The following is an 18,534-nucleotide window of genomic DNA, read 5'->3' as shown; positions in this document are numbered from 1 at the left end:
AATCAGATCCTTTATTCATGCCCCAAAATAGGGAAAAGGAGGACCGTAAGGCATTGTAGATGGCAACAATGGCTCCGGTCTACAAAGCCATAGAAGTTACCGTCCCATTAAATGCTGCTTATAAAGTGCTTATTTTAGTACTTTTCCGGAATGAAGGCAAACTTGGTAAGCATCCTTATTCCCTTTAAAAACACGGCGCCCTATCTCCGGGAATGCCTGGATTCCATTTTGGCCCAATCCTACCCATCTTGGGAAGTCATCGCCGTGAACGACCACTCAACGGATGAAAGTCTCCAAATCGTACAGGAAAATGCCAAACAGGATGCACGCATCAAGGTTTTTGAAAATTCCGGTGCCGGTGTGATCCATGCCTTGCAGACGGCTTATGCCAAAAGCAGCGGAACCTTCATCACCCGGATGGATTCCGACGATATCATGACCCCAGACCGACTACAGATTATGACAAATTCGTTGCTGGAACATGGCCCGGGACATGTTGCCGTGGGGCAGGTAACATATTTCTCGCACCGAGGCATCAGCGATGGCTACGACCGCTATGAAAAATGGCTCAACCGACTCACGGCAAAGGGCAGCAATTTTAGCGAAATCTATAAGGAATGTGTCATTCCCTCCCCCTGCTGGATGGTGCATAGAACCGATTTTGATGCCTGTGACGGTTTTAACCCACACAGATATCCGGAGGATTATGACCTTACCTTTCGGTTCTATGAAGCCGGACTCAACATCATTCCCTGCGATAAAACCTTGCTGTATTGGAGGGACTATGACCACCGCACTTCCCGAACAAGCGAACACTACGCCCAGAACTACTTTTTGGACATCAAGCTCCATTATTTTTTAAAGTTGGATTATGACCCCAAGCGGACACTCGTTGTCTGGGGCGCGGGTTTTAAGGGGAAAAAGATTGCCAAATCCCTGATCGAACAGCATATCGAATTCACATGGATCTGTGACAACCCAAAGAAAATCGGGAAGAAAATTTATGGCAAGACCCTACTTCCGTTTCAAGAACTGGATAAAATCGGTGCTTCACAAAGCATCGTGACCGTAGCCAATGAAATGGCCCAAGAGGAAATAAGAGGGTATTTTAAGAAACTGGGTTTGAAGCACATGACGGACTATTTCTTTTTCTGCTGATTTTTCGGTTACGTTAATCACCGGAAGAATAAAAAAACCACGGCTACTCCTACGAACAAAATCCCTATCTTTGACCAATCACGTTAAGGAATGCAGTTTAAATATCCAGAACTTCTTTGGGCCCTTTTGCTTCTAGCCATTCCAATCATTATTCATCTTTTTCAGCTCCGCAGATTCAAAAAAACGCCGTTTACCAATGTAAAACTGCTCAAAAAGGTGGTTTCTGAATCCAGAAGGAGCAGTGTACTCAAAAAGTGGCTCATCCTCTTGGCCCGACTGGGAATCTTTGCCAGTTTGATCCTTGCGTTCGCCCAGCCCTTCAGTGCCAATGAAAATGCACTAAAACCCCAGCAAACGGTCATCTACCTGGACAATTCCTTTAGCATGGAGGCGAAATTGGACAACGGTACCCTCCTACAGAACATGGTGCAGGAAATCATACAGAACGTTCCAAAAAACAGCTCGTTTTCCCTGTTGACCAATGATCGGGTGTTCGAGGACGTGGAAATTGCGGACATACAAAATGAGCTCATCGACCTGGCACCCAGCACCAATCAACTGTCCTTGGACCAGGTGCTGTTGCGCAGCGCTACCCTCTTCCAAAACGACCCGGACATTATTAAAAGGACCGTTTTTATTTCCGATTTTCAAGAACGCTTGGGACCTCTACCCGATACGGAGGAAAACCCCGACATCTATTTTATAAAACAGGTGCCCCAGGATTTGGTGAACGTGTCCATTGATTCGGTCTATATTTCGGAATCGGACAATGCTGTGGTGGAATTGACCGCTGTGTTATCCTCCAATGAAACCCTGGAAAGCCACCCAGTCTCCCTTTATAATGGGGACAATCTAATTGCGAAAACAGCTGCGCCCTTTGCGAACGGCCGAAATGCATCGGTCACTTTTTCAGTACCCGCCAATGCGCCCATCGCCGGTAGGATCGTTATTTCGGACACCGGACTTTCATACGACAACGAATTTTATTTCAATTTGGACAGTCCGAAGAAAATCAGGGTGCTGGCCATTTCGGAAAACGACCCCGAATTCCTCAGAAGAATTTACGGCCCGGATGAATTTGATTTCACAACTACGCCCTTGGGCCAAGTGAATTACAGTGCCATTGAAGACTATAATTTATTGGTATTGAATGAATTGGAGCAGATACCTGCCGGATTGCAAAGTACGTTACGTACCTTTGTTGCGAACGGGGGCAGCTTTGTGGTGATTCCCGCACAGAGCATTGATATAGCCTCCTATAACGGTCTTTCCGCATCCTATCTCAATACGAGCTACGGCCCGCTGCTACCCCAGAAGGCCTCCATTTCCGGTATTGCGTTCGAGCATCCCATTTATAAAAATGTGTTCAACAAACGCGTGACGAATTTTCAATATCCGGAGGTAGAAAGTTTCTACAGTTTTAGTTCCGAAGGTCCTAAAGTCCTTACGTTCCAGAACGGGAACGCATTTTTGATAGGGAACGAAAACGCCTTTTTCTTTGCATCGGCCTTGAACCAGGAAAATTCGAATTTTAAGAATTCGCCCCTCATAGTTCCCACTTTTTATAACATCGCCCGCAATAGTCTAAAATTGCCCCAACTGTACCAGACCCTGGGGACCCAAGCGACCCTGGAAATACCCGTCTCCCTTTCCAAGGACCGTATTTTGAAGGTTGCAAAGGACGATTATGAGTTTATTCCCCAACAAATTTCCCTGCCCAAAAAAGTGCAATTGACCTTTGATGAAAACCCCAAAACGGACGGAATCTTTCAAATTAGCAACGGTAATGAGGCCCTTGGCCAAATAAGTTTCAACTACGACCGCAAGGAAAGTGAGCTCAGATATTTGGATATCGATACCATTGAAAATGACCGGGTCTTTGACTCCATTATCAGTTTTTTTGAGGATGTCCAAAAATCCAACAGCGTCAACGAATTTTGGAAATGGTTTGCTATTTTAGCACTGGTTTTTGTACTAACGGAATCCGCACTTCAGAGGTTCTTAAAATAAGGCTTAGATGAACATACTTCTAAAATCGGTAAAGATTGTAAATGGGGCGACCAAGGAAATTCACCTGAAGAAGAGAGATATTTTAATCAAGAACGGCCTCATAGAAAAGATTGCCACCGCTATCGATGCACCGGCAAAAACCAAAATCTTAGATATTCCTAATCTACATGTTTCCTTGGGATGGATGGATACCGGGATTAGCTTTGGCGAACCGGGCTATGAGGAAAGGGAAACCATTAAAAATGGGCTACATACGGCCGCCAAGAGCGGATTTACGGACATCGTTCTAAATCCCAACAGTTTTCCGCTGCCGGATAGTAGTTCTGATATCGTCTTTCTAAAAAACGCGGGCAAGGGGCATTTGACCAAGCTGCACCCCTTGGGAAACCTCACCGTTGGTGGCAAAGGGGAAGCCTTGGCAGAACTATACGATATGAAGAACGCAGGAGCCGTAGGCTTTTATGATTTCAAGCATGCCGTTGCCAACCCAAACCTTTTGAAAATAGCCTTGCAGTATGCACAAAATTTTGACGGTATGGTGATGAGCTTTCCGCTGGACATCCATATTGCCGGAAAGGGCATCGTTAACGAAGGGATCATAAGTACCAAACTGGGATTAAAGGGTATACCTGCCATGGCCGAAGAACTTCAGGTTTCCAGGGACCTGTTCATCCTGGAATATACCGGAGGTAAATTGCACATCCCTACCATAAGCACCGCAGATTCCGTAAAATTGGTGGCAGCGGCCAAGAAAAAAGGGCTGCAGGTTACCTGTAGCGTGGCCGTTCACAACCTGTTCCATACGGACGACACGTTGGAAGAATTTGATGCGAATTACAAGATCTTGCCGCCGTTACGAACTTCCAAGGACTCCAAGGAACTCCTAAAAGCGGTCAAAAATGGCACCATCGATTTTGTGACCTGTGACCATACCCCCTTGAACATAGAACTAAAAAAGGTAGAATTTGACAATGCCGATTACGGTACGATAGGACTTGAAAGTAGTTTTGGGGCCTTGAACCAACTCTTTTCAATCGAGGAAACCATTGACATCCTAACCCGGGGCAGGGAAGCTTTCGGAATCGAAAATCCGGAACTAAAAGAAGGTGCCAAAGCCAACCTGACGCTTTTTGACCCAACGAAGGAATATACCTTTACTGAATCCAATATTGAAAGCAGTTCAAAGAACAGTCTTTTTCTGGGCCATACCCTGAAGGGAAAAGTGCTGGGAACCATTGCCAACAACCAAGTCCAATTAAACGAGTAGTATGGCAGCAAATGCAGTAGCCGGAAAAAACACGGCCATCATTTCCTATTTGACCCTCATTGGGGCCCTTATCGCCATTACCATGAACGTGGAGCCCAAACATGAATTTGCCAGGTTCCATATACGGCAGGCTTTTGGGATACACCTGTTGTTCCATGCCTTTGCGCTTTTTTCCAGTGTTTGGTACAATCAGTACGGCCTTTACGGACTTTATATTTGTTATCTGGCCCTTTGGTTTTATGGGTTTTTGGGTGCCCTGAACAACAAAAAGCAACTTGTCCCCATCATTGGAACCTATTTTCAAAAATGGTTCACCTTTATTCAATAGCACATGACGACGGCCCCCTTATCCTTGGAACACATCATAAAACCTTCCTCCATAAAGCAGGGAAAATCCCCCGTACTGTTTATGTTGCACGGTTACGGCAGCAATGAAGAAGACCTTTATTCCTTTGCGGACGAATTGCCCAACGAGTATTGCATCATTTCAGTGAGGGCACCCTATACCCTGCAACCTTTTGGCTATGCTTGGTACGCCATTCATTTTGACAACGAACAGGGAAAATGGAGCGACGATGCGCAGGCGATTGAATCCAGGGACAAAATCTGCACGTTTATCGACGAGGCCTGTACTGCCTATCATTTGGATGAAGGAGATGTAACCCTTTTGGGATTTAGTCAAGGTACCATCCTAAGCTATGCCGTTGCCCTCTCCTACCCCGAAAAAATCAAAAGAGTGGTCGCCCTAAGCGGCTATATCAACGAGCGGATTCTAAAAGAAGGATACACCAAAAATAATTTCGATTCCTTAAAAATCTATGCCTCTCACGGACAGGTGGACCAAGTGATCCCGATTGAATGGGCGCAAAAGGCTCCGCTACTTCTAAAAAAATTGGGTGTTTCCCATGTATTTGAGGAGTTTCCTGTGGGACACGGGGTGGCACCGCAAAATTTCTATGCCTTTAAAAAGTGGCTGGAAGCAAACCGCTAGTTGCTTCGGGTGTATAATAAATGGTCTATCAAGGTAAAATCGACACCCAGATCGTCCTTTAGCTCGTAGCGAATCAAGATTTCGCCCCAGTACATTCCATCCGAAAAATCGGCCAAAATCCATTTGTGGTTCAGCACCTTGATCTTGTTGATCTTAAAATCGTTTTGCATGCCCTCATAAGGTACCAGCGGATTATCCCCCTTGGATTCATTGGTTTCCAGTAATTTATCGGAAATATAACGCGTAGGATTTTCCAATTCCAAATGGTCATAATAGGCCAGGGCATCGTCATTGTTCTCCAAGGAAAAATATTGCATTTCCAAAGCACGCAATTCACTTTGTTGCAGGGAATCCTTAAGGTTTTCAACCTTGCCCTCCAAGCTTTGTATCCTGGCCGTATTCACTTCGGACATTTTGCTACCTCTAACCGCGAGATATAGACAGATCAGGGCGGAAAAAATAAACAGGTATAAATATATATTCTTCTTCATGGGTTATATCGAAATGGTGAGATTATCATAGGCCAAATGTACATTTTTAGGAAGACTCTTTTCAACTTCGGCATGAAAACCCAACAAATGGCTTATGTGGGTAAAATAGGTGCGCTGTGGTTTCACCTTTTTAACGAAGTCCAGTGCTTCTTCCAAATTAAAATGGGAATGGTGCGGCTCTATGCGCAAGGCGTTGACCACCAATACCTTGGTGCCCACTATCTTTTCAAGTTCTTCCTCGGCAACCGATTTTACATCGGTCAAATAGGTAAAACCACCTATGCGATAGCCAAAAACCTTTAGCCTGTTGTGCATTACCTGAATGGGAGTTACCCGTCTGTCCCCTATCTCAAAATCGGCATCCTTTTCCACCAAATTGATCGCTACGGAAGGTGCCCCCGGATACCTGTCCTTATCTTGAAAAATATAATCAAAGCGTCTTTTTAAGGACTTCACCACCCGTTTATGGGCGAATATGGGAATATCCCCTTGCCTAAAGAAATAAGGCCGAATATCATCTATGCCCGCCGTGTGGTCTGAATGCTCGTGGGTAAACAGGATCCCGTCCAGTTTTTTAACCTTATTGACCAACATTTGTTGTCTAAAATCCGGTCCGCAATCAATCACATAGTTATAGCCTCCCCAAGAAAGCAAGACGGACACCCGAAGTCTTTTGTCCCTGGAATCCTCGCTCAAACACACCGGGTGTTCACTGCCAATGACGGGCACACCTTGGGAAGTTCCCGTTCCTAGAAAAGTAACTTTTAGGTCTTCATCCATATTCACCAAATGTAATCCTTATTTAAGAAATAGCGGCCCAAATAGGAATAAGCTTACGGCAAAGCGATAGGCCCCTACGTAATTTAATGGGAAGCCGCATTTTTTTGATTGGTTTCGCCGTTAGGTTGCCCTTTCTTCATAACTTTGTTGAAACAATTTATAGGAATGGCCTCAGTTTTAAAGAGAGAAAGTGTTTTCGAGAATATACCCTCGATCAAAGCCAAAACTTTAAGAATAAACTTAAATCCCGATATCTACGGCACGTTTGCCGAGATTGGGGCCGGACAGGAAACAGCGCGCCATTTCTTTAGGTCTGGCGGGGCCTCTGGTACCATTGCCAAGGCCATGAGTGCCTATGACAAGGATTTTAGCGATGCCATTTATGGCGTGGAGGAAGACGGCCGCTATGTTACCCAGGCCAGGCTGAAAACCATGATCAAATATGAGATGCAGTTGATGGAGGAACGAATCAGCCGGGAAAAACACCCTAACAGGGTTTTCTTTTCCTATGCCAATACCGTTGCCACCATAGATTTCTCAAAACGTTATAAGGGACATGGTTGGGTAGGTATCCGATATCAATTGGACCCCAAACAGAAAGAATACGACGAAATAGTCCTGCACGTTCGATTTAAGCAAAACGAGGCCAGGCTGCAGCAAGAGACCTTAGGTATCTTGGGAGTTAACTTGATCTATGGTGCTTTTTACAAGTACCACAAGCCCAAGAAAATGTTGAAATATCTTTATGATCATATAGACAAGGACACCTTGGAAATTGACATGATCAATTTTTCAGGGCCCAATTTCAAGGATGTGGACAACCGATTGATGAGCCTTCAACTGATCAGAAACGATATGACCGACGCGGTAATGTTCGGTCCGGACGGAAACAACCTTTTGCCTGCCGCAGTACTTTACAAAAAGAATATTTTAGCCCTTAGAGGTAGTTTTAGACCGGTTACCAAAGTGAATATGGACATGTTCCATAAGTCCTATGACATTTTTGTTAGAGATCCACAGGTTGATCAAGAAAACAGTATTGTAATCTTTGAAATCACGTTGTCCAACCTAAAAGCATCCGGAGAAATTGACGAGGAAGATTTTATGGACCGTGCGGAACTACTATGCTCCCTTGGGCATTTCGTTATGATTTCCAAGTTTCAGGAATACTACAGACTGGTAGAGTATTTCAACAATTACACCAAGAATAGGATCGGACTAACCATGGGAGTCAACAATCTTGTCGATATTTTTGATGAAAAGTACTATCGCCACTTGAGCGGTGGTATTTTGGAGGCCTTCGGAAAATTATTCTTTAAAGATTTACAGGTGTATCTGTATCCAATGAAAAACCCGGATACCGGCCAGGTCATGACCAGCAACAATGTAAAGGTGCATCCAAGGATGAAGGAGCTTTACAAATTCTTCAAGTATAACGGTAAGGTCATGGACATTATAGACTATGAACCGGATATCATGGATATTTTCTCTAGGGACGTACTGAGAAAAATCATGAACGGTGAAGACGGATGGGAAAAAATGCTGCCAGAAGGTATTGCAGAAATCATCAAGGAGAAAAACCTATTCAACAAAAAAGAACTTTCGAAACCGGAAGAAATTGAAAAGGAAATAGAAAAAAAATAACCCCCTATACGGGGGTTTTTTTAGTCCAATAACTGGGCGGCGTGGTCTTTGGTCTTTACCTTGTCGATAACCTTGGTCACTTTACCTTCCTCATTGATTACAAACGTCTTTCTGTGAATACCGTCATATTCCCGTCCCATAAATTTTTTTGGACCCCACACCCCAAATATATTCAGGACCGTGTGGTCCTCATCGGCCAAGAGCGGAAATGGAAAATCATACTTGTTCTTAAAGTTAGATTGTTGTTTCTGGGAGTCGGCACTAACACCAAGCAACTCATAACCAGCATTTTGAAGAGCTTTATAATTATCCCTTAAGTTACATGCTTCGGCAGTACAGCCCGGGGTATTTGCCTTGGGATAGAAAAAAACAATCAATTTCTTTCCGCTATAATCGGATAAATTAATAGTATTGCCGTCTTGATCTTTGGCTGAAAATTGAGGGACCTTATCCCCTTCCTTTAGTGTTTTCATAGTCAATTATCTTATATTTTGTTCAATATTATTTTTATAAAATTAAACAAAAATGACGAAGGCAGAAAAGGTATCTTTCGCTATTTCAAAATTACAGGAACTATATCCCACCATTCCCGTTCCTCTGGAACATAAGGATCCGTACACCCTTTTGATCGCGGTCCTCATGTCCGCCCAAAGTACCGATGTTAGGGTCAATCAAATTACCCCCCTACTCTTTGAAAAAGCGGACAATCCTTTTGACATGGTAAAACTGAGCGTGGAGGAAATTAGGGAAATCATTAAACCCGTTGGGCTGTCACCCATGAAATCCAAAGGAATACATGGACTGTCAAAAATCTTGATTGAAAAATACAACGGGGAGGTTCCTAAGGAAATCGAATTATTGGAAGAACTTCCGGCCGTAGGTCACAAAACCGCCAGTGTGGTGGTTTCACAGGCATTTGGTAGACCAGCATTTCCAGTAGATACGCACATCCATAGGTTGATGTACCGATGGGGCTTTTCAAACGGAAAAAATGTCGTGCAAACTGAAAAGGACGCCAAAAGGTTGTTTCCCAAGCCATTATGGAACGACCTACATCTACAGATCATTTGGTACGGCAGGGATTACTCGCCAGCTAGAGGTTGGGATCTTGAGAAGGATATCATCACCAAAACGATTGGAAGGAAATCCGTAATCGATGAATACTTACATAAAAAAAAGACCCGCTAAGCGGGTCAGTATTCTAGTTTAAATAAGTTTCGAACTCCAAGTCCTTGTATTTTACATCGTACAAAGCTTTTGAAAAACTCAACAAAAAGTTGATCGTTTTTGGGCAAACTTTTTTAAACTCAGTTCTTTCCTGATAATTAGAGTAAATTTTTTCCATATTTCCATTGTTGTTACATTAATTTAACGCAACTAAAATGGAAATATTGTTCAGCTATTCTTGAGTAGGATTAATTCGTTAGAACGATATTGTGTTTTTCGATTATTTTTCTAAGGTTGATCAGGGCATATCGCATTCTCCCCAGTGCCGTATTGATACTAACTCCAGTGTTTTCGGAAATTTCCTTGAAGCTCATATCCTTGTAGATACGCATAATCAAAACTTCTTTTTGATCATCCGGTAATTCTTCGATCAGTTCCCTTAAATCCGTATCAATTTGATCTTTGATCAACTGCTTTTCGGCATTCAATTTGTCATCACCTATTACAGAAAAGATATTGAAATCCTCATTCCCCTCAAACATTGGCATCCTTTTATTTTTCCTAAAGTGGTCTATAATAAGGTTATGCGCAATTCTCATTACCCAAGGTAGGAACTTGCCCTCTTCACTGTAGTTTCCTTTTTTAAGGGTTTTGATAACCTTGATAAAGGTATCCTGGAAAATATCCTCAGTTATATCCCTATCCAATACTTTGGAATAAATAAAGCTTGTAATACGTTGATTATGTCTGTGGATAAGGATTTCCAATGCTTTCTCATCGCCGCTGATATAATCTCTTACTAGTTCTGAATCTTCAATCTGTAATTCCATATTAGTTACTTTCATTAGGTGACAGGGTGGGGATCCTGATTTGGTTATTAATTAATTGTAATTAGTCGTTCAATTCTGATATAAAACTAGATAAATCACACCCTGTAGGAAAAAGTATGTTGTAAAACCGCCTTTTTCTGATGTGAAAACATGGAAACTTATTTTCTATACAATAAATACACATTTTAATAGTTACTTACGCCATTTAAAAAAGGCTATGTAAATACCTGGATGTGGTAAACCTCCGCTAGTAGTACCTTAATCGATAAAACACAAAACCCCGGGAAATGCTTTCCCGGGGTTCCTGTAGTATAGTAGAAAATATAACTAGTTCAAATTACTTTCAAATTGTATGCCTTTGGCTTCCGTTATATTGAGTGATTTTGAATAATCCAGTAGAAACTTGATCGTTTCAGGTTTCGCGGATACTTTTTTAGAAGTGTTTTCTGTAGTCTGGTAAATTTTTTCCATATTCTTCCGTTTTGGTTACATCTAAAAAACGCCAACGGAACCAATATAGTAGATCCACTCGACCTGTTACCAATTAATTCGTTAAAACTATACTATTGGCTTCTACAAGCTTCCTAAGGTTGATCAACGCGTAACGCATCCTGCCCAGAGCCGTGTTGATACTTACACCCGTATTTTCAGAAATTTCCTTAAAACTCATATCCTTAAATAGACGCATATGCAAAACTTGTTGTTGGTCCTCGGGAAGTTCCTTTATCATTCTTAACAGATCCGTATCAATCTGCTCCTTGATCAATTGCTTTTCGGCATTTAATTTTTCGTCACCCATCAACGAAAAAATGTTGAACGAATCCGTTCCATCGCACATGGGCATTCTATTGCTTTTTCTAAAATGGTCTATAATTAGATTGTGGGCAATACGCATTACCCAAGGCAAAAATTTACCTTCTTCATTATAAGCACCTCGCTTGAGTGTGCGTATGACTTTCATAAAGGTATCCTGAAAAATATCTTCGGTGAGTTCCCGGTCCCCTACTTTGGAATAGATGAAACCTGTCAAACGTGCGTTGTGACGGTTGATTAGAACCTCAATGGCCCTTTCATTACCGTTCATGTAATCCTTAACCAAATGGGAATCTTCAAGTTCCTGTATCATAAGCCTTACTTTTGTGGGTTAAATCGGGGGTCCGAAAGCCCATGGGGCAAGCGGATTTTTACATCATTTTTAACTTCAAAAGTAATTTTAGGCTATAGGCACTTGTTTTTAATTGAAGTTCAAATATATAAAAAAATAAATACTCCAAAAAAAATGTGAAAAACTACTCGATGAAATGAGATTTGTGGCATTTGGATTTTTAGCTAAACTCCATAGTGTATCTTTGCAATTTTATTGAATGCTATGACTACACTATCCCAGGTTGACCCTAAAAAAAACATAATTATAAAGGGTGCTAAATTGCACAATCTTAAGAATGTCGATGTTGTAATTCCCAGGAACAAATTGGTAGTTATAACAGGCTTATCGGGTTCCGGTAAGTCGAGCTTGGCCTTTGATACGCTTTTTGCCGAGGGGCAACGAAGGTATGTAGAAAGCCTTTCCTCCTACGCTAGGCAATTCCTTGGGAAATTGGACAAACCCAAAGTCGATTATATAAAAGGCATTGCCCCGGCCATAGCCATTGAGCAAAAGGTAAATTCAACGAATCCACGATCGACCGTTGGCACTACAACCGAAATTTACGATTACATAAAGCTGCTCTACGCCCGAATTGGGGAAACCTTTTCGCCCATATCAGGTAATGAGGTAAAGAAGAATACCGTATCCGATGTTATTGAATATGTTAAGAACTTTGAAACCGATACAAAATTATTGCTCTTGGCCCCCATAAAAATTAGGGAGGACCGGAATTCTGTAAAATCGCTCCAGTTATTTTCCAAGCAAGGATATGCCCGTATAAAATACCAAGGCAAGATAATTCGAATAGATCAGGCACCTGCCGATATTGGAAAGGAATTTGACCTAGTGGTAGATCGAATCATAACCAAGGACGATGAAGATTTTTATAACCGATTGGCAAATGCCGTGGACAACGCTTTTTTTGAAGGGAAAGGGCAGTGTATCATTGAAGAGATGGAAAATTCGAAGCAACGCCTATTCAGCAATAAGTTTGAACTGGACGGCATGACATTTCTAGAACCGAACGTACATCTTTTCAGTTTCAACAATCCCTATGGGGCCTGTCCTAAATGTGAAGGGTATGGCGATGTTATCGGTATCGATGAAGACCTCGTAATACCCAATACGGCACTTTCCATTTATGAAAATGCCGTTTTTCCATGGCGGGGCGAAAGCATGGGCTGGTACCGCGACCAGTTGGTGAACAGTGCCTATAAATTCGATTTTCCCATTCACAAACCCTGGTTTGAACTATCGGAAGAACAACAAAAATTGGTCTGGGACGGGAACAAGCATTTCATCGGCCTTCATAAATTCTTTGAAACACTGGAGGAAAAAAGTTATAAAATCCAGAACAGGGTGATGCTTTCCCGGTACCGCGGCAAGACAAAATGCAATGTTTGCAATGGAAAAAGGCTAAGGCCGGAGACGGAATATGTAAAAATTGGCGGCAAGTCCATTTCGGATTTGGTGGGACTGCCCATTGAGCGATTGATACCATTTTTTAGCGATTTGGAACTTTCTCAACATGATGCCAAAATAGCCGACAGGCTTTTAAAGGAAATCAATACTCGTTTGGGGTTCTTGGACAAAGTAGGACTTAATTACCTAACCCTGAATAGAAAGTCCAATACCTTATCCGGTGGGGAGAGCCAGCGGATAAATCTGGCCACTTCCTTGGGGAGTAGCCTGGTAGGTTCCATGTACATTTTGGATGAACCCAGTATTGGGCTTCACCCCAAGGATACGGAAAACCTGATCGAAGTATTGCTGTCCCTAAGGAATTTGGGCAATACGGTCATCGTTGTGGAACATGACGAGGACATCATGAAAGCTGCGGACGAGGTAATCGATATTGGCCCGGAAGCCGGTACCCATGGCGGTAACATCGTAGCCCAAGGCACCATGGAGGATATCCTAAATTCCACCTCCCTAACTGCCAGTTATTTGAACGGTACCAAAGAAATAAAGGTCCCCATCGAAAGAAGGACTTCCAAAAACCATATAGAAATTATTGGGTGCAGAGCCAATAACCTTAAAAACATCAACGTGACCTTTCCCTTGGATATGCTTACCGTGGTTACGGGGGTATCGGGCAGTGGAAAGAGCACCTTGGTAAAAAAACTGTTGTATCCCATCATTCTCAAAGAAACGGGAGGTTATGGTGAAAAGGCCGGCCAGTTCAGTTCCGTAAAGGGTAAATATAAGCACATAAAACATGTGGAGTTCGTGGACCAGAACCCCATAGGACGCTCCTCCCGATCCAATCCGGTTACCTATATAAAGGCCTATGATGAAATACGGAACCTCTATGCGGGCCAAAAACTGAGCAAAATCAGAAATTATCAAGCGAAACATTTTTCCTTTAATGTGGATGGTGGCCGATGCGAAAAGTGCAAGGGAGAAGGTGAAATCACTGTAGAGATGCAGTTCATGGCCGATGTTCATCTGGAATGCGATACCTGCAACGGAAAACGGTTTAAAAAGGACGTATTGGAGGTCACCTTCAACGATAGGAATATTGATGATGTTCTCAATATGACCATTGACGATGCCATCTCTTTTTTTGAAATTGGGTTACAAAATAAGATTGTTGCCAAACTTAAACCTTTACAGGATGTGGGCTTGGGCTATGTAACCTTAGGGCAATCCTCCTCTACCCTATCCGGTGGTGAGGCACAACGTATCAAATTGGCTAGCTTTTTGGTAAAAGGTGCTACAAAGGACAAGGCACTTTTTATATTTGACGAACCAACGACCGGACTCCATTTTCACGACATCCAAAAACTTTTGAAATCCTTCAACGCCTTGATAAAGAAAGGACACTCAATTGTCGTAATTGAGCATAACATTGACCTTATCAAATGTGCCGATTATATAATCGACCTAGGTCCCGGTGGCGGCGAAAACGGGGGATATCTTTTGGCAGAGGGCACCCCTGAGGAAGTGGCAAAAAACTCCAAATCTTTTACGGCGAAATATCTTCAGGTAAAGCTATAATCCCTTTAGAATAGAAATTTAAGGGAGTTAATTACTTTTTAATATTCTGTTTATCAATACTTTACATGGATTGATAAATTTTTGGCACGCTGTTTGTTTTATATCAGGCGAGTGCAAATAGTTGCACTTAGAATTTAAAACCTTATATCATGAAAAATTTTGTACTCCTTTTTGCAGCGGTAATTTTGGGCACTACAGGTGTCTTGGCCAAAAGTACAGTAGAAGATAAGGTTGCAACGCGCAATGCTTATAGGTACAACAACTCATTTATTTTTGTTGAAAATGGCATTACGTTTTCAGTATATCCAGATGGGGAGTTCGATTTCTACATTGAGGATTATGTTAATGGAAGAAGAAATGGAATAACCTTCAACTCAGGATATGATTATAGCCCTTACGCACAGTATGATGATTACGGTGCGGTGATTCAAGTGGAAAACGTTCCTATTTATTACGACTTTTATGGTAGGGTTACCCAAATAGGCGACGTGGATATTAGATATAGAAACAATAGGGTACGCAGCGTTGGTGGGATGTTCGTTTTCTATGATAACAGGGGATTTTACGATTACCATACCGGATTCATAAACATCTATAACAGACATTATGTATACCGACCATTCCATGGATTTTTCGTAAGACCGGCCATAGGATTCGCCTTGGTTTTCAACAGACCTTACAGAAGGTTCTACACGCCAATTAGATACACCTATTACAGACCTTACAGATTCAACACCCGTAGGGCTTATGTAGAGATCGGTAGGGAGCACAGGTACAATCAAGTAAGGCGCGAGCGGGCCAGTATTTATAGAAATGACAATAGAGTGGCGGTTAGGGAGAACTCCTACAGAGGTAATAAGGGCGTGACCTATAGAAACAATAACAGCGTCCGTTCCAATACCAATACGGCTAGAAGAAGTGATGATTTTAAATCTGGTAGAAGTGTAGCTTCAAGAAACAACGGACGAAATTATGACAATACCGTTAGAAGGTCGTCTACCGTGAACAGAAGCAGTGCCACAACGGTAAACCGTGGTAGTAACAATACGGTCAGAGGTAACGAAAAAAGAAAAGTAGTATCCACTAGGGAAGTAACCAGAACCCCAAGAAGTACTACGGTTAAAAGAAGTACCACTACCTATAATGCACCTGTCAAAAGAAGTACGGTGAACCGTGGTAGCGATCGTGGAACCGTAACCCAGAGAACCGTTAAAAGGACCGTTTCCAAAACTCCTTCTAACGATAGGAGCACGGTAAGCAGATCTACAAGGTCGGTGAAAAAAGCTCCGTCCCGAGGTACTACCAGAAGTAGCAATTCAAGATCTGCTTCTCGAAGGAATTATGAATAATTAAAAATAGTTTTTAGGTTGGTTAGTTGTTTAGCCCTGTAGCAAATTCGTTTGCTGCAGGGCTTTTTTTGCTGATAGGAATTTCTTTGACATATTTTAATCCAATTTAATTTGATACAAATTGCAATTAGACTACATATTTCACCATGTGCATCAATCTATTTGATCAAAACCTGGTAGCTTCCCAAAAACCTAATTTCATAAGTAGATTGAAAAAAATACATCCAAAGTTGATCCGGCAATTATTACTGCTAATATTGATCCTTTTTTTTGGCTGGCTCATATTCGACTCCATGTTACCCTATATTTCGGGGGTTTTGGGAGCACTTACGTTGTATGTCATCCTAAGAAAATGGATGAAAAGACTCCAAAAGACCCGATTGGGAAAAAGGTGGTCCGCAATTATACTGATTACTATGGCCACCATTGGCATCTGCATCCCATTATCCGGTGCCATTTATATGCTAGGATTTAAAATTGGTAACTTGGCCGATAAATCGGAACAAGTTATCAGTGCTTTTAAGGAACAAGTCTTCGTATTGGAAAAGCATTTAGGTTATGATATTTCAAATGCCATTGACCCGCAACAGGCATCGGGATGGGTTACTGACAACTTTTCGGGCTTTGCAAGTGGTACCCTTAACATAGTTGTTTCCATTGGGGTGCTTTTGATCATCTTATATTACATGCTCATAGGTCCAAAGGAAATGAGGGATTCCTTAATGGAATATATTCCGTTGAGCAATAAAACATTGGTTACCCTGGGAAATGAAATAGACAAGGTGGTCCGTTCCAACGCAATAGCAATACCTTTGGTAGCAATTGCACAAGGAATTATCGCTCTTATAGGCTTTTTTATTTTCGACATTGATAATCCGTGGTTTTGGTTCGTAATCGTCACCATAGGATCCATGATACCTTTTATTGGGACCTTTGTCGGGATTTTTCCGGTATTCGTTTTGAGTCTAGCCAGTGGAAACGACTTTCAGGCGTGGGGAATTTTTATTTACGGAATGGTCGTGGTAGGTTCTACTGACAACCTTATTCGGCTTTTGTTACTTCAAAAATTGGATAGTATCCATCCATTGATAACCCTTATTGGTGTACTTCTGGGGATACCCCTTTTTGGATTTGTAGGTCTAATTTTTGGTCCCTTAATTGTAAACCTATTTTTAGTTTTGCTTAAAGTTTATAAAGAGCAGTACGGTTTACGAAAATCGGAAGAATCACGTCAAATATAAATTATTTTCTACCCAAATATCTATGCAAAACGGCATGGATATCTTCTGAAATTCGGAATTTATAAAGTATCAATAAATAAACCACCGAAATTAAAATACTTTTGACCCCTATATTTAAGATGGGGTGAAATGAAAACGGTATCGCGGAAAAAACAAGCGCCAACCCTAGTACCAACAAAAAGACTTTTAAAGTTTCCTTTGTGAAAGGCTGAAGACCAAACTTGGTTTTCACGTAGTACAACTTCAATGAGTTGTAAATAAAAAACGCCGAAAAACTGGCAATGGCAGCTCCCTGCAGCCCAAATTTTGGTATCAACCAAAGATTGAAACCTATCGCCAAAATGGCCAATAAAACACCAAAAAACAACACAGATGTATAGTATTTGGAATTGAACAATATAGAGTTATTGTTGCCCAACAAGGAATCATAGACTTTTACCAAACCTATCCAAAACACAATGATATATCCCTCACTATAATCCGATGGCAAAAGTTTGTACAGATCCTGTAAATTCAGCAGTATTAAAATCAGCAGCAAGGATGAAACTATGAATAAGGTCAGGGAGCTTTTCCGATACAATCCTCCAAGCGACTTCATATCATTGGCGTTGATATATTCGGCCGTCATGGGGTAGGTTATTTGATGCATCGCCCTACTGGGTACGGCAATTACGGTAGCCATAAAGCCTGCAACGGCATAAAAGGCCACGTTTTCAATGGGCAAATAATTGTTGAGCATGACCTTGTCCACCTCCATAAGTACAATGGCCGTAGACCCTCCCAAGATAATCAAGGCACTGTATCGAAGGATTTCCCGCCAATTGGAAGGTAGTACAGCGGCCAATTTTGGAAACCGAAGTCGGTACGCATACAACTTCATGATAGCCACTCTCAAAATGTAAAACCCCACCAAGGCATTGATGAATTGAGGCACATTCAGAACCTGTAACCAAAGGAGAACCAGTAAAATGCTCTGCCCTATCCTACAAAAAATCTCTTTCATGAAATTTCCAAAAACCGACTTCATCCGGATTCTGGCCCATGCGTAGAAAACCTCAAAATAGGCCATGGAAATTCCGATCAGGAATATTTGCCAAACATAGTCCCGCACAACCGGGTTTTCATTTGATAGCATATTGCCAATGGCCTCATTGGCAAAAAAACTGATCACACCTATAGGAACGATACATAATAACGGCAGAAAGAGCATCATGCCCAAAAATTGGTCCTGCTCCTTTTCCGAATTAAAACTACTATAAAACTTTACAAGGCTATTGGGCACTCCAAGGGCCAGAATAGGCATAAGAACCCCGGATACGGACAAAATCAATTGAACCAGACCATAATGTTCCGGCTGCATAAAAATGGTATATAGAAATAGCGTATTTACCGCACCAATGGCAAATCCAAGGTAGGTAACCATGGTATTGCTCAAGGATTGTTTTAGTACGATGCCCAT

The 18,534-nt window shown here is 41.9% G+C and carries 17 protein-coding genes; 10 read left to right on the top strand and 7 right to left on the bottom strand.

Going from position 1 to position 18,534, the window contains the following annotated elements; translation table 11 throughout:
• Window positions 1-150 precede the first annotated feature (150 nt).
• From PP181_RS10925 to PP181_RS10905, 5 genes are all read left to right on the top strand, one after another.
• Window positions 151-1,158, top strand: coding sequence for a glycosyltransferase family 2 protein (locus PP181_RS10925; RefSeq protein WP_272637117.1), 1,008 nt, complete (start codon window positions 151-153; stop codon window positions 1,156-1,158).
• A gap of 90 nt (window positions 1,159-1,248) precedes the next feature.
• On the top strand, window positions 1,249-3,168 hold the full coding sequence (locus PP181_RS10920) for a BatA domain-containing protein (RefSeq protein ID WP_272637116.1): 1,920 nt from the start codon (window positions 1,249-1,251) through the stop codon (window positions 3,166-3,168).
• A gap of 7 nt (window positions 3,169-3,175) precedes the next feature.
• On the top strand, window positions 3,176-4,435 hold the full coding sequence (locus tag PP181_RS10915; protein WP_272637115.1) for a dihydroorotase: 1,260 nt from the start codon (window positions 3,176-3,178) through the stop codon (window positions 4,433-4,435).
• 1 nt (window position 4,436) lies between these two features.
• Window positions 4,437-4,763 (top strand): hypothetical protein, encoded by a 327-nt coding sequence (locus tag PP181_RS10910; RefSeq protein ID WP_138258385.1) that lies wholly within the window; start codon window positions 4,437-4,439, stop codon window positions 4,761-4,763.
• Window positions 4,764-4,766: 3 nt separating this feature from the next.
• Complete coding sequence (locus tag PP181_RS10905; RefSeq protein WP_272637114.1) at window positions 4,767-5,426, top strand: alpha/beta hydrolase; 660 nt, start codon at window positions 4,767-4,769, stop codon at window positions 5,424-5,426.
• On the opposite strand, the gene PP181_RS10900 is transcribed toward PP181_RS10905, so the two are convergent.
• A complete protein-coding gene (locus PP181_RS10900) occupies window positions 5,423-5,917 on the bottom strand; it encodes a hydrolase (protein ID WP_154919872.1) in 495 nt (164 codons plus the stop codon). The two genes, PP181_RS10905 and PP181_RS10900, sit on opposite strands and share 4 nt — an antisense overlap.
• Window positions 5,918-5,920: 3 nt before the next feature.
• Window positions 5,921-6,697: an MBL fold metallo-hydrolase gene (locus PP181_RS10895; RefSeq protein ID WP_272637113.1), complete on the bottom strand. Its 777-nt coding sequence runs from the start codon at window positions 6,695-6,697 to the stop codon at window positions 5,921-5,923.
• A 165-nt stretch (window positions 6,698-6,862) separates the two neighbouring features.
• On the opposite strand from PP181_RS10895, the gene PP181_RS10890 reads away from it, so the two are divergent.
• Window positions 6,863-8,341, top strand: a complete 1,479-nt coding sequence (locus PP181_RS10890; protein ID WP_138258381.1) for a TonB-dependent receptor — start codon at window positions 6,863-6,865, stop codon at window positions 8,339-8,341.
• Between the two features lie 20 nt (window positions 8,342-8,361).
• On the opposite strand, the gene bcp is transcribed toward PP181_RS10890, so the two are convergent.
• Window positions 8,362-8,814 (bottom strand): thioredoxin-dependent thiol peroxidase, encoded by a 453-nt coding sequence (gene bcp / locus PP181_RS10885; protein WP_272637112.1) that lies wholly within the window; start codon window positions 8,812-8,814, stop codon window positions 8,362-8,364.
• A 52-nt stretch (window positions 8,815-8,866) separates the two neighbouring features.
• On the opposite strand from bcp, the gene PP181_RS10880 reads away from it, so the two are divergent.
• On the top strand, window positions 8,867-9,529 hold the full coding sequence (locus PP181_RS10880) for an endonuclease III domain-containing protein (RefSeq protein ID WP_272637111.1): 663 nt from the start codon (window positions 8,867-8,869) through the stop codon (window positions 9,527-9,529).
• A gap of 227 nt (window positions 9,530-9,756) precedes the next feature.
• Here PP181_RS10880 and PP181_RS10875 read toward each other — a convergent pair whose 3' ends face one another.
• The 3 genes from PP181_RS10875 to PP181_RS10865 all read right to left on the bottom strand — a co-directional run bounded on the left by PP181_RS10875 (window position 9,757) and on the right by PP181_RS10865 (window position 11,464).
• Window positions 9,757-10,338, bottom strand: a complete 582-nt coding sequence (locus PP181_RS10875) for an RNA polymerase sigma factor (RefSeq protein WP_154920308.1) — start codon at window positions 10,336-10,338, stop codon at window positions 9,757-9,759.
• 327 nt (window positions 10,339-10,665) lie between these two features.
• A complete protein-coding gene (locus PP181_RS10870; protein ID WP_162850214.1) occupies window positions 10,666-10,809 on the bottom strand; it encodes a hypothetical protein in 144 nt (47 codons plus the stop codon).
• Between the two features lie 73 nt (window positions 10,810-10,882).
• Window positions 10,883-11,464 (bottom strand): RNA polymerase sigma factor, encoded by a 582-nt coding sequence (locus PP181_RS10865; protein WP_154919880.1) that lies wholly within the window; start codon window positions 11,462-11,464, stop codon window positions 10,883-10,885.
• A 243-nt stretch (window positions 11,465-11,707) separates the two neighbouring features.
• Here PP181_RS10865 and uvrA point away from each other — a divergent pair, with 243 nt between their 5' ends.
• From uvrA to PP181_RS10850, 3 genes are all read left to right on the top strand, one after another.
• Complete coding sequence (uvrA, locus tag PP181_RS10860) at window positions 11,708-14,485, top strand: excinuclease ABC subunit UvrA (RefSeq protein ID WP_272637110.1); 2,778 nt, start codon at window positions 11,708-11,710, stop codon at window positions 14,483-14,485.
• Between the two features lie 149 nt (window positions 14,486-14,634).
• Window positions 14,635-15,834 carry a hypothetical protein gene (locus PP181_RS10855; RefSeq protein WP_272637109.1) on the top strand — a complete coding sequence of 400 codons (1,200 nt, stop codon included), beginning with the start codon at window positions 14,635-14,637 and terminating at the stop codon, window positions 15,832-15,834.
• Window positions 15,835-15,980: 146 nt separating this feature from the next.
• A complete protein-coding gene (locus tag PP181_RS10850) occupies window positions 15,981-17,075 on the top strand; it encodes an AI-2E family transporter (protein ID WP_330072479.1) in 1,095 nt (364 codons plus the stop codon).
• Between the two features lies 1 nt (window position 17,076).
• On the opposite strand, the gene PP181_RS10845 is transcribed toward PP181_RS10850, so the two are convergent.
• Window positions 17,077-18,534: an oligosaccharide flippase family protein gene (locus PP181_RS10845; protein ID WP_272637108.1), complete on the bottom strand. Its 1,458-nt coding sequence runs from the start codon at window positions 18,532-18,534 to the stop codon at window positions 17,077-17,079.

This window comes from Maribacter sp. PR66, from assembly GCF_028464205.1.
GTDB lineage: Bacteria > Bacteroidota > Bacteroidia > Flavobacteriales > Flavobacteriaceae > Maribacter > Maribacter flavus.
Note: the sequence above shows the minus strand (reverse complement) of the source record. Positions and strands in the feature narration are given on the sequence as shown.